This window comes from Streptomyces sp. AA4 (assembly GCF_000158875.1).
Classification (GTDB): Bacteria; Actinomycetota; Actinomycetes; order Mycobacteriales; family Pseudonocardiaceae; genus Amycolatopsis.
In genome coordinates, this window is record NZ_GG657746.1 from 1985477 (window position 1) to 1997686 (window position 12210).

A 12210-nucleotide genomic window follows, 5' to 3' on the forward strand; every position below is an offset into this window, starting at 1 on the left:
TCGCCCTCGCCGAAGCCGGCGGGACCACGGAACTGACCGCGGTCCGGCTTCCGAGCAACGACGCCATGGTCCGGACCGCAGTCCGCGCCGGACTGCAGGTCGAAACCAGCCCGGACGACAGCACGGTGCTTCGGCTCGTCGTCCCCGGGACGTCGCGGACGGTCAGCGGTTCCAGAACCAGTCTTTGCCCCGCGCCTCGCGCAGCGCCTGCTTCTTCCGGTCGGGAGTGAGCCGGTCGAGGTAGAGCTTTCCGTCGAGGTGGTCGGTTTCGTGCTGGAGACACTGCGCCAGCACGTCGACGCCCTCGACCTCGATCGGCTCGTTCCGCAGGTCGACGCCCCGCACGACGGCGTGCTTCGCGCGAACGGTCGGGAACCACAGTTCCGGCACGGACAGGCAGCCCTCGCCGATTTCGTGCGTTTCCTCGGACAGGTGGACGATCTCCGGGTTGATCACGTACCCGGTCAGGCCGCCGACGTCGTAGCTGAACACCCGCAGCCCGACCCCGATCTGCGGCGCGGCGAGCCCGGCCCGGCCCTCCGGCTGCACGCTGTCGAGGAGGTCCTTCACCAGCGCCTCGATCTTGCTGTCGAACGTGGTCACCGGGTCGCACACGGACTTGAGCACCGGGTCACCGAAGTAGCGCAGCTCGCGCATCGCCATGATCGAACGTCCTTTTGTCCACCGAGGGGCCGGGAGAAGTCTAGTGACGCCACCTGCTTCCCTGACGCGGGTCCACCGAGCACGCCCACGTGCCGCCCGACCGAGCCCGTTCACGCCGCCTGGCAGAGCCCGGCCGTTCGCCGCCCGACCGAGTCCGCCCACGCCGCTTGGCAGTGCCCGCTCGTTCGCCGCCCGATCGAGCCCGTTCGCGCCGCTTGGCAGTGCCCGCTCGCCCGCCGCTTGGCAGTGCCCGCTCGCCCGCCGCCTGGCATTGCCCGCGTGCTCGCCACCCCGGCAGAGCCTGCCGGACCTGCCCGCGTCCGCGACCTGGCCAGCCGCCGCCCCGGAAACGTCAAGCTCTCAAACGGAGTCCCTTCGGAGTCGCGCGGAAACCGGCTTCTTGCAGGATCTCGGCCAGCTCCGAGGTCAGCGCGTGCTCGCCGTCCGCGCGCTGGACGGCCAACTGCCCCAGCCAGCCTTCTCGGACCGCGGTCGACAACGCAGCCGCGGCGGCTTGCAGCGAGCCGCGTTCCTCGGTGAAGCTCAGCAACGAGCGGCCGCCGCGTTCCACGTACAGGGCCGGTACTCCGTCGACCAGCACCGCCAGCGCCCCGGCTTTGCGCGCCGGACGGTGTTTCGTGTCGCCGGTCGCGGCGGGCCAAGACAGCGCCGCACCGTACGGCTGTGCTGGGTCCGCGGCGGCGAGCACTACAGCACGAGCGTTGTCGTTTCGGGCCGCTGAGGCGGGTGCGGTGCTGGAGAGGGCACGCAGCCGGTCGACCGCGCCTTTCGCCGCGAACTGTGCGGCACCGAGACCTTCGACGACATAGCCGCGGATGACCTGTCCGGTGTCTTCCATGCCGCGCAACACCTTGTAGATCCCGGAAAACCCGCCGGTGACCCGCTCGGTGTCGAGCGCGCCCCGGGTGAGGACACCGTGCCGTTCCAGGAACGCCTCGGTGCGGGCATGCGCACGCCGCGTCGGGTCGGCCTCCCGCGGCGGCGTCAGCGCCCACCGGCCAGCTATGGTCGGCGGCCCGGTACGCGACGGCATTGCCGGACGCCCGGCGCGCATGCGGGCATATCGGCCGCGTGGCGCTTGCCGTCGCGGTTTGTGCGCGCCGTGGCCAGCGACCTGTGCGCGCAATGGAGCGAGCGTGTCGCCGGTGACCAGCCCGGCCCACACCAGATCCCACAGCGCGGCCACGACAGCGCCGTCGTCTGGCGGCTGCTCCAGACCGGGCGTGACCCGGTCGACGAGCTGCCGGAAGAACAACGCCCCGCCTTCCAGCGCCGTCACGATCGCGTCGTGCAGCGGACTGGACGGCGGATTCTCCTCGACCTCGGGCAGCAGCAGATCCGCGACGTCGGACGGAGCGAGCGCCACCCATCCGTCGCCGCCGGAGAGCGAACCGCAGCCCGCCCAGGTGACCTCGCCCGCGGTGGTGAGTTCGTCGAGCAGCGCGGGGGAGTAGCCCGGCAACCGGCTCGGCAGGATCAGCGACTCGACCGCGCTCGCCGGCAATGGCGCACCCGCAAGCTGTTCGACGACCGACAGCACGTCGTCGGCCGTCGGTGCGGACCGCAGTCGCGCACCGATTCCGTGCCACGCGGGCAAGAACCGGCCCAGCGCCGCCGGTTCCACGGGCTCGACCTCTGCCCGCAGCCGAGCGAGCGACGCCCGCCGCAACCGCCGCAGTACGGCCGCGTCGCAGTATTCGACGCCGACGCCATGAGTTTCCGGATGTCCGACCGGACTCAGCTCGCCGCGGACCAGCCTGCCTTCGCCAGTAAGCCGGTCGAGCATGCCGGTGACGACGGCCGACCCCAGTCCGAACCGGTCTGCCGCAGCCGTCGCGGAGAACGGACCGCGGGTCCGCGCGTAGCGGCCGAGCAGGTCGCCCAGCGGATCCGCCACCGGCTCGGTGAACGCCTCGGGCACGCCGACCGGAAGCGCGACGCCCAGCGCGTCCCGCACCCGTCCGGCGTCCTCGATGGCCAGGTAGCGCTCCTCGCCGCCGATCCGCACCTGGATCGCCCGCCGCGCCGAGGCGAGTTCTTCCAGCCATTCCGGCTGAATCCCTCGTTCCGCGGCTTCCGCGACGGACAGATCGCCGAGGAACCGCAGCAGGTCGGCCGCGTCCTCCGCCGACCGGGCGTGCCGGTCCGGATCGAGCCGTTGGAGCGACCGTTCGACCTCGGCGACCGCCTCGGGATCGAGCAGCTCGCGAATCGCCTCGGTGCCCAGCAATTCGGCCAGCAGCGCGGAATCCAGTGACAGAGCCGCCGCCCGCCGCTCGGCCAGCGGAGCGTCCGTCTCGTACAGGAACATCCCGACGTAACCGAACAACAGGCTGCGTGCGAACGGCGACGCAGCCGGCGTCTCCACCTCGACCAACCGCACCTTGCGCGCCCGGACGTCGGACATCAACTCCCGCAGACCGCCGACGTCGTAGACGTCCTGCAGCACCTCGCGCATCGCCTCCAGCACGACCGGGAATCGCTCGTACTTCGCCGCGACCGACAACAGTTGCGACGCCCGTTGCCGTTGCTGCCACAACGGTGTGCGCCGCCGTGGATCCCGGCGCGGCAGCAGCAGCGAGCGTGCCGCACACTCGCGGAACCGCGCCGCGAAGACCGCCGAGCCGCCGACCTCCGCCACGATCAGCTGCTCGACCTCCTCCGGATCCAGCAGGACGTCGTCGGCGGTGATGGTGACCTCGCCGCCGTCGGCATCGAGCGCGTCGGGCAGCCGCAGCACGATGCCGTCGTCGGAGTGCGCCACCTGGGCGTCGACGCCGCGGTTTTCCCGCAGCCGCGCGGCGATCGCGAGCGCCCACGGCGCGTTCACCTGCGCGCCGAACGGCGAGTGCAGCACGATCCGCCAGTCGCCCAGTTCGTCGCGGTAGCGCTCGAGCAGGATGACGCGGTCGTTGGGCACGTGCCGGGTCGCCGACTTCTGCTCTTCCAGATAGGCCAGCAGGTTGTCGCAGGCACGCTGGTCGAGGCCGGCCGCGGCGGCCCGGTCCCGTGCCGCCGCGGTGTCCGAAGTGGACAGTTCGCGGACGAACGCGCCGAGCGCCCGCCCCAGTTCCAGCGGACGTCCCGCCGCGTCGCCCTTCCAGAACGGCATCCGGGCGGGCTGGCCGGGAGCGGGCACGACGATCACCCGGTCATGGGTGATGTCGGTGATCCGCCACGACGAGGTGCCGAGCAGGATCGTGTCGCCGACCCGCGATTCGTACACCATCTCCTCGTCGAACTCGCCCACGCGCGAGCCGGGTTTGCCCTCGTCGCCGGGCGTCATCACGGTGAACAGCCCGCGGTCGGGGATGGTGCCGCCGGACGTGACCGCCAGCCGCTGCGAACCGGGCCGTCCGCGCAGTTCGCCGCCCACCCGGTCCCACGTGATGCGCGCCCGCAGCTCGCCGAACTCCTCGCTCGGGTAGCGGCCGGCGAGCATGTCGAGCACCGCGTGCAGCGCGTCGTCCGGCAGCGAGCTGAACGGAGCCGCCCGCCGCACGAGCGCCGCCACCTCCGGCACCGTCCACGGCTCGAGCGCCACCATCGCCACGATGTGCTGGGCCAGCACGTCGAGCGGGTTGCGCGGGTACCGCACCGCCTCGATCGCCCCGCTCGCCATCCGTTCCGCGACGACCGCGCACGACACCAGGTCGCCGCGGAACTTCGGGAACATCACGCCGGAGGAGACCGCACCGACCTGGTGCCCGGCCCGGCCGACGCGCTGCAGCCCGGACGCCACCGTGGGCGGAGCCTCGATCTGCACGACCAGGTCCACCGCGCCCATGTCGATGCCGAGTTCGAGCGACGACGTGGCCACCACGCACGGCAGCCGCCCGGACTTCAGTTCCTCCTCGACATGGGTGCGCTGCTCGCGGGACATCGACCCGTGGTGCGCCCGGGCGATGACCGGCTCCGCACCCGTCGTGACGCCGGACTGCCCGACCGCCTCGGCCGGGAACGTGTCGCTCCCGGACAGACCGGTCTGCTCGGACGCGAGTTCGTTCAGCCGCGCGGTGAGCCGTTCGGTGAGCCGCCGCGAGTTGCCGAACACGATGGTGGAGCGGTGCGCGCGGATCAGCTCCAGCACCCGTTCCTCGACCGCCGGCCAGATCGACGGCCGCTGCACCGCCGCCCCGGCCACTTCTTCCTGGGTGCCGATCCCGCCCTCCGACGGCAATTGCGACAGCGACGTGAGGTCGTCGAGCCGCTCCATCGGCGACGGCGCCGGACCGTCGAGGTTCGCCATGTCCTCGACGGGCACCTCCACCCGCACCTGGATCGTCTTCGCCAGCTTCGGCTGCACGACGGTGACCGGACGCCCGCCGGCGAGGAACGCGCTCACCTCGTCGATCGGGCGCACGGTGGCCGACAATCCGATGCGCTGGGCCGGTTTGGGCAACAGCGCGTCGAGCCGTTCCAGCGACAACGCCAGGTGCGCGCCGCGTTTGCCGCCCGCGACGGCGTGCACCTCGTCGACGATCACCGTCTCCACGCCCTTCAACGATTCCCGCGCCGAGGACGTGAGAAGGAGAAACAGCGACTCCGGCGTGGTGACCAGCACGTCCGGCGGGGTTTTCCCGAACGACCGGCGCTCCGCCGCCGTGGTGTCGCCGGTGCGCATGCCGACCTCGATCTCCGGCGCGGGCAGGCCCAGCCGGTGCGCGGCCTGGGAGATGCCCGCCAGCGGCGCGCGCAGGTTGCGCTGCACGTCGACCGCCAGCGCCTTCAGCGGCGAGACGTACAGGATCCGGCACCGCTCGCGCGGGTTCGCCGGCGGCGGTTCCGCCGCCAGCCGGTCCAGTGCCCACAGGAACGCGGACAGCGTCTTGCCGGACCCGGTGGGCGCCACGACCAGGGCGTGCTGCCCGGCGTGTGCGGCCCGCCAGGCCCCTTCCTGCGCGGCCGTCGGGGCGGCGAAGGCTCCGGCGAACCAGGTGCTGGTCGCCGGGGAGAAGAGGTCGAGGACGTTGTTTGCCACGGGATCCATCATGCGCGGCGCCCCCGACAATTTCCGGGGCCTCGGCAGAGCGGTCCGGTCCGGATCCCCTCGTGTGGGTGACCGGTCGGCTTAGATCGCGTACTTCCACACGGTCAGCGAATAGGCCGAATACCAGGCCCCGACCAGCACGAACACGGTCGCCGCGGCGATCATCGTCGACTTCTTGCGCCCGGCCAGCCCCATCGCGACGGGAAGCAGGAGCGCGAAGTCGGGAAGGACGAACCGCGACTTCAGCGCGGGCAGCCCGGCACTGCACAGGACCAGCACCACGACACCCACCGCGTAGGCGGCCAACGGCCACGGCATCCGGCGGCCAGTGACGGAGATGACCGCGAGCGCGATCGCTGCGAGCATCACGAGAACGACAAGCGTCTCCCACGCGTTTCCCGAGGTGAAAAGCGTCTGCGTGATCCACTTCCAGGCTTCGCCGCCGGCGTCGAAACGCGTGTTCCAGCCGCGAAGTTCGACGTCCTGCCAACCGGTCAAGCTGCCGGTCTGCACCGCGACGAATCCCCAGTACCCGAGCAGGCCGAGCGGCGCGACGAAGACGCACACGAGCGCGTTCCCCCGCTGTCGGTTCCGCCACCCGTCGACGGCCGCGGCGACCACCACGACAGCCACCAGCACACACGCAGTGGACCGGGTGAGCCCGGCGAACAGCGTCGCGGTCGCAGCGAGGTACCAGCGGCGTTCGAGCACGCCGACCAGCGCCCACGCGGCGAGCGCGGTGAAGAGCGCCTCGGTCATCACCATGCTTTCGGCGATCGCCATCGGCGCAGCGCCCCACAACACCGCGAGCAGCAACCCCGCCCGATGACTGTGGACGTGTCGGCCGATCCGGTACATCGCCGTCGCCGCCGCGATTCCGGCGAGCGTCGACAGCAGGATGCCTGCCCCGAAGTACGTCACTCCGGGCAGCTTCTCGAGCAGCCCGGTCAAGGCCGGATAGAGCGGGAAGTAGCCGTACGACGCGTCGGGATACGGCAGCCCGGCAGCGTCGAGCGGATTGCTCACGCCGGTGTAGTTGTGCTCCGCGATCTGCAGGTACCACCAGCCGTCCCAGGACTGCAGCCGGTCTCCCAGCGGCAGGTCCCGGGGAGCGGCCATGGCGGCGAGCGCGCCGAGGCCGACCAGTCGCACCACGAGGTACAGCACCGCCGCGTGCACGTAGCCGGAACGGCTCCACTTGCCCGCCGCGACCCGCAAGGAGTGCGCCGGACCGTCCGCGTCGGTCTGTCCGAACTGGTCTCGGCGGGTCTTGTCCGCTAGCTCTGTCATTGCCTCCCCGTCCTCGGAAGACGAGACGTTCCGTCGCTTCCCGGGGTTGCGTGCGTCGCGAGTTTCGCGGGTCCGCACGCACGGTGACCGGGCACGTGGCAGCATCTCCGCCAGCGCTGCTTGAGTCGAGGGGAATTTACTGTGCGGATCCTGTCGGTGGACCTGGGGACGTCGAACACCGTTGCCGTCCTTTCCGCGCACGGCAGGCCGCCCCGCGTCGTAGAGGTCGACGGGTCGGCCAACATGCCCTCCGCGGTGTTCGCCGGGGAAGACGGCACGCTCATGGTCGGCCGGGACGCCGAACGTCGTGCGCGGCTCGACCCGACCCGGTTCGAGCCCAACCCTAAACGGCGCATCGACGAGCAGACACTGCTGCTCGGCACAGATGTCGTGCCGGTCAACGAAGCGCTCGCCGCGATCCTGCGCCGCGTGCTCGACGAGACCACGCGCCAGCTCGGCGGCGAACAGCCGGACGAGGTCCGGCTCACGCACCCCGCGCAGTGGGGTCCGGTGCGCCGCAACGTACTGCTGAGCGCGGCGCGACTCGCCGGCATCCGCGGAAACGTAGTCCTCGTGCCGGAGCCGGTCGCTGCCGCGGCGCACTTCGCGTCGTTCCCGGAGCGTGCGTTGGCTCCAGGGCAGGCTCTCGCGGTGTACGACCTCGGCGCGGGCACCTTCGACGTCGCAGTCGTCGGCGCGAACCAGAACGGCTACACAGTGCTCGCCGAAGACGGTCTGCCCGACCTCGGCGGCCTCGACGTCGACCAGGCGCTGATGGTCCACGTAGGACGTGAGGTGTCGCACTCGGACCCGCAGCGCTGGCAGCGGTTGCTTCGGCCCGAGTCCACTGCGGATCGGCGTACGCGACGCGCGCTGCAAGAAGACGTGAAGGCTGCGAAGGAGGCACTGTCTCGGCATCCGCAGACAGAGGTGCCGATGCCGGAGCCGTTCAAGGACGTGCTCGTCACGCGCGGAGAGCTCGAAGGCTTGGTGCGTCCGGCAATGCTGCGCAGCGTCGAGCTGCTTTCGCGGACGCTGCGTTCCGCCGGGCTGAGCTCGGATCGTCTCGCCGGCATCTACCTCGTCGGCGGTTCGAGCCGGTTGCCGCTGGTCGGGTCGATGATCGCGGAGAAGCTCGGCGTCGTCCCCACGAGTCTCGACCAGCCGGAGACGGCCGTCGCGCTAGGTGCACAGCACGTCGCGAAAGACGGACTGTCGATGCGTACGCAGAACGTCGAGGGCCAGGTGGCGTCAGGTGCGCCGTACGCGCCTCCTGCTGCGCCACAGGGCAACTACTCGGCGTACTCGCCGACGCAGCCACAGCCGATGCCGCCGTTCCAGTCTTCGCCGGCACCGTCGAACTTCCCGACGTACACGCCCGCTAAGCCGGAGAAGAAGAACCGCACCAAACTGTGGATCGGCATCGCAGCGGCTGTCGTCGTCGTGCTCGCGGCTGGCTTGACGGTGTTCTTCACAACAAAGGGCTCGTCGGTGACGACGTACACCGCCGAGGAGTGCCGTACGCCAGGGCAAGCCGACTCCTCCGGCATGACCGGCTGCATGCGTCAGCTGGCCGGCAAGGTCGCGGAGAACGGCGGCTGTGCGCCCGGCATGGGCAACGGTCCCGCCGCTCCAGCGAAGAGCCTAGGGGCCGCGTCGACGTGCGCCGCGCCGGGACGCGCGGGCACTCAGGTGACGTACGTGCAGGGACAGTCGACAGCGGAGCTGAAGCAGTACACCGACGGACTGCTGTCCTCCGCGGGCGGCGACCGCACCGAAGCGGACTGGAAGGGCAACGCTCTCGAAGGGCACTACGCGGCCGCGGCCGGGCAGTCGTCGGCGGTTCTCGTGTTCACCGTGAAGGACCGGCCCCTCGTCGGATTCCTCTATCAGGTGAATTCCGGCGGGCAGGCGGCCACGCCGGGCGCGCTGGCCGACTACTTCGAACAGAACGTCCAGCCGGGGGAGTGATCCCGGCCGGAGCCGGGAAAGCTAGCATTCGCCCGATGCGTATCACGGTGTTCCGACGGCTGATGGCCGAGGAGTTCGGGTCCGGACGCGCCGAGATGCTCGCCAAGGACCACGTGTTCAGCGGGCTCGGCGGGCGCACGGTCGAAGAGGCGCTGAGCGCGGGAACGCCGGCCAAGGAGATCTGGCGAGCGGTCTGCGTCGAGTTCGAGGTGCCGCCGGAACGGCGCTGACCTGGGGTTTGCCGGTTCCGGTCGCCGCGAAGGGCGAAAACCGCGGCGGATGGGCGTGTCGCCGCGAGCCTCGAACACCTGTTCGTCTATGGTGTTGTGCACAACGGGGCCAGCGATCCACAGATCGGTCGCCGCGCCTGGAATTGTCGGTCCCTCCCCGTAGCGTCGGACCGGACAGGGTTTGACCGCCGGACAAGCCCGACTGGACAACCGAACACACACAGGCCCCAACCAGCGAGGTGGACTTCCATGCCAGCAGCACCCGACAAGGACAAGGCGCTCGAGCTCGCCCTTGCGCAGATCGACAAGCAGTACGGCAAGGGCTCGGTGATGCGCCTCGGCGAGGAGTCCCGGCCTCCCATCGCCGTGATCCCCACCGGCGCGATCGCCCTCGACGTCGCGCTCGGCATCGGCGGCCTGCCGCGCGGCCGGGTCGTCGAGATCTACGGACCGGAATCCTCCGGTAAGACCACGGTCGCCCTGCACGCGGTGGCCAACGCCCAGCGCAACGGCGGCATCGCGGCCTTCATCGACGCGGAGCACGCGCTCGACCCGGAGTACGCGAAGCGGCTCGGCGTCGACACCGACGCGCTGCTCGTGTCCCAGCCGGACACCGGCGAGCAGGCGCTCGAGATCGCGGACATGCTGATCCGCTCGGGCGCGCTCGACATCCTGGTCATCGACTCCGTCGCGGCCCTCGTGCCGCGCGCGGAAATCGAGGGCGAGATGGGCGATTCGCACGTCGGCCTCCAGGCCCGCCTGATGAGCCAGGCGCTGCGGAAGATCACCGGTGCGCTGTCGAACTCCGGCACCACCGCGATCTTCATCAACCAGCTGCGCGAGAAGGTCGGTGTCATGTTCGGCTCGCCGGAGACCACCACCGGTGGCAAGGCGCTGAAGTTCTACGCGTCGGTCCGGCTCGACGTGCGCCGCATCGAGACGCTCAAGGACGGCGGCGAGCCGGTCGGCAACCGCACCCGCGTGAAGGTCGTCAAGAACAAGGTGGCCCCGCCCTTCAAGCAGGCCGAGTTCGACATCCTCTACGGCATGGGCGTCTCGCGCGAGGGCTCGCTCATCGACATGGGCGTCGACCAGGGCATCCTGCGCAAGTCGGGCGCCTGGTACACGTACGAGGGCGACCAGCTCGGCCAGGGCAAGGAAAACGCCCGCCGCTTCCTGCGCGACAACCCGGACATCGCCAACGAGATCGAGAAGCGCATCAAGGAGAAGCTCGGCATCGGCCCGCAGGTCGACGCCGAAGCCGAGGCAGTGCCCGCGCCGGTCGACTTCTGATCCGGGGAGGGGAGGGGATCGGCAGGTTCCCTCCCCGGTGCTCGGGTCGGACACCGGTCCACCGCTGAACCCGGGGCGGTCTTCCGCGACGGCCTCGCCGGGGTGGCGGTGTTCCGGTTTGTGTCGGAGCCTTTCTCGTCCTGCGCGGAGGGCTTCCCGGCAGGTGGGCGGGCGTGGTTCAGCAGCGAGCGAATCGCGGACGGGTCGGCCGCGCGGTGCGCGGGGTCGGTCCGAGGCCGCGTCCGCGGCGGCTGGCAGAGGTTGGCGATGGTTGCCGGTCCGAGCCAGTGCGAGTTCGGCGACTGTCGTCCGCCGGGATTCGCGCCGGTGTCGGGCTGTGGTGCCGGGCGGCGGAAACGGGTGACGAGGTGACGGTGCCGTCGTCCGAGGACGGTGCCGGGAAGAGGAGTGCGTTCGTGGCCAGGGTGCCGAAGGTCGAGCCGGCGGAGTTGCCTCCGGAGGAGCGGGCCAAGAAGGCCAAGGAGATCTGCTTCGACCTCCTCGCCGCCCGGCCGCGGACGGTCGACGAGCTGCGGCAGGCGTTGCAGCGCAAGGGTTTCGACAGCGAGACCGTCGAAACCCTGCTCGGCAAGCTCGACCGCGCCGGTCTCGTCAACGACGCCGAGTTCGCCGAAACCTGGGTCCGCAACCGGCACGCGAACCAAGGGCTGTCGCGTACGGCGCTGGTCGCGGAGTTGCGGCGCAAGGGGGTCGACGGGGAGATCGCGGCGCAAGCGGCGGAGGAAGTCGACCGGGAGTCCGAGGAGCAGCGGGCTCGCGAATTGGTGCGGAAGCGGCTCGGGTCGCTCGGGAACGTCGACGAGCAGACCGCGATCCGGCGGCTGCTCGGGTTCCTCGCGCGGAAGGGCTATCCGCAAGGCATGGCGTACACGGTGATCCGCGAGGAGCTTCGCGAGTTCGGGGCGGAATCCAGCATGCTGGACGACGTGACGATCGACTGACCGCTCTACGACACCAAGAAACCCGCCACCTCCAGCCCGGAGGCGACGGGTTTCCGGAGCGGCTCAGCGCAGCGCGGCGGCTTCGGCAGCCAGCTTCTCGACCGCGGCGAAGTCCTTGGCCGCCAGCAGCTTCGCGGGCGTCAGCCACGAACCGCCGACGCAGCCGACGTTCGGCAGCGCCAGATACGACGGGGCCGACGACAGCGTGATCCCGCCGGTCGGGCAGAACTGCAGCTGCGGCAGGGGTCCGGCGATCGACTTCAGGAACGCCGCGCCCCCGCTGGCCTCCGCCGGGAAGAACTTCAGCGCGGTGAGCCCGCGTTCGGCCAGCCGCATCGCCTCCGACACCGTGCTCGCGCCCGGCAGGAACGGCAGCCCGGTGGCGAACGCGGCGTCCAGCACCGCGTCCGTGCAGCCCGGCGTCACCAGGAACTTCGCGCCCGCGTCAGCGGCCTGCTTCGCCTGCTCCGGCGACGTCACCGTGCCGACGCCCACGACGATGTCCGGCACCTCCGCGGCCACCCGCTCGATCGCGGACAGCGCGACCGGCGTGCGCAGCGTCAGCTCGATCACCCCGATCCCGCCGGCGAGCAGGGCGCGGGCCGTCGGCACCGCGTCGTCGACGTCGTCGATCACCACGACGGGCATCACGGGGGACAGGGCGAGCAGGTCCGTGCCGGTGGTCACTGACCGACCTCCTGGGTCTGGAGAGCATACGGGGACTCGCCCATTGTCCCGCTTCCGAATGGCGGAACGCCCCGGGCGAGGTCCAGCTCCGGGGTGAGCGCTC

At 70.9% G+C, this 12210-nt stretch carries 8 protein-coding genes; 4 read left to right on the forward strand and 4 right to left on the reverse strand.

The annotated features are described in order from the left end of the window. Positions 1-162: 162 nt before the first annotated feature. From def to SSMG_RS09370, 3 genes are all read right to left on the reverse strand, one after another. Complete coding sequence (gene def / locus SSMG_RS09360; RefSeq protein WP_009075052.1) at positions 163-663, reverse strand: peptide deformylase; 501 nt, start codon at positions 661-663, stop codon at positions 163-165. A 352-nt stretch (positions 664-1015) separates the two neighbouring features. After that, the gene (locus tag SSMG_RS09365) at positions 1016-5665 is read right to left on the reverse strand and encodes an ATP-dependent helicase (RefSeq protein WP_009075054.1); all 4650 of its coding nucleotides are present in this window, start codon (positions 5663-5665) and stop codon (positions 1016-1018) included. 90 nt (positions 5666-5755) lie between these two features. Next, entirely contained in the window at positions 5756-6964 is a 1209-nt protein-coding gene (locus tag SSMG_RS09370) for a hypothetical protein (RefSeq protein WP_009075056.1), read from the reverse strand. A 141-nt stretch (positions 6965-7105) separates the two neighbouring features. Between SSMG_RS09370 and SSMG_RS09375 the strand changes: the two genes are divergently transcribed. From SSMG_RS09375 to SSMG_RS09390, 4 genes are all read left to right on the forward strand, one after another. Then, positions 7106-8935, forward strand: coding sequence for an Hsp70 family protein (locus SSMG_RS09375; protein WP_037713084.1), 1830 nt, complete (start codon positions 7106-7108; stop codon positions 8933-8935). Between the two features lie 35 nt (positions 8936-8970). Then, entirely contained in the window at positions 8971-9165 is a 195-nt protein-coding gene (locus SSMG_RS09380) for a DUF3046 domain-containing protein (protein WP_037713086.1), read from the forward strand. 249 nt (positions 9166-9414) lie between these two features. After that, the gene (recA, locus tag SSMG_RS09385; protein ID WP_009075062.1) at positions 9415-10458 is read left to right on the forward strand and encodes a recombinase RecA; all 1044 of its coding nucleotides are present in this window, start codon (positions 9415-9417) and stop codon (positions 10456-10458) included. Positions 10459-10874: 416 nt separating this feature from the next. After that, positions 10875-11420 carry a regulatory protein RecX gene (locus SSMG_RS09390; RefSeq protein ID WP_037716844.1) on the forward strand — a complete coding sequence of 182 codons (546 nt, stop codon included), beginning with the start codon at positions 10875-10877 and terminating at the stop codon, positions 11418-11420. Between the two features lie 63 nt (positions 11421-11483). On the opposite strand, the gene eda is transcribed toward SSMG_RS09390, so the two are convergent. Next, complete coding sequence (eda, locus tag SSMG_RS09395) at positions 11484-12107, reverse strand: bifunctional 4-hydroxy-2-oxoglutarate aldolase/2-dehydro-3-deoxy-phosphogluconate aldolase (protein ID WP_009075066.1); 624 nt, start codon at positions 12105-12107, stop codon at positions 11484-11486. Between the last annotated feature and the right edge of the window lie 103 nt (positions 12108-12210).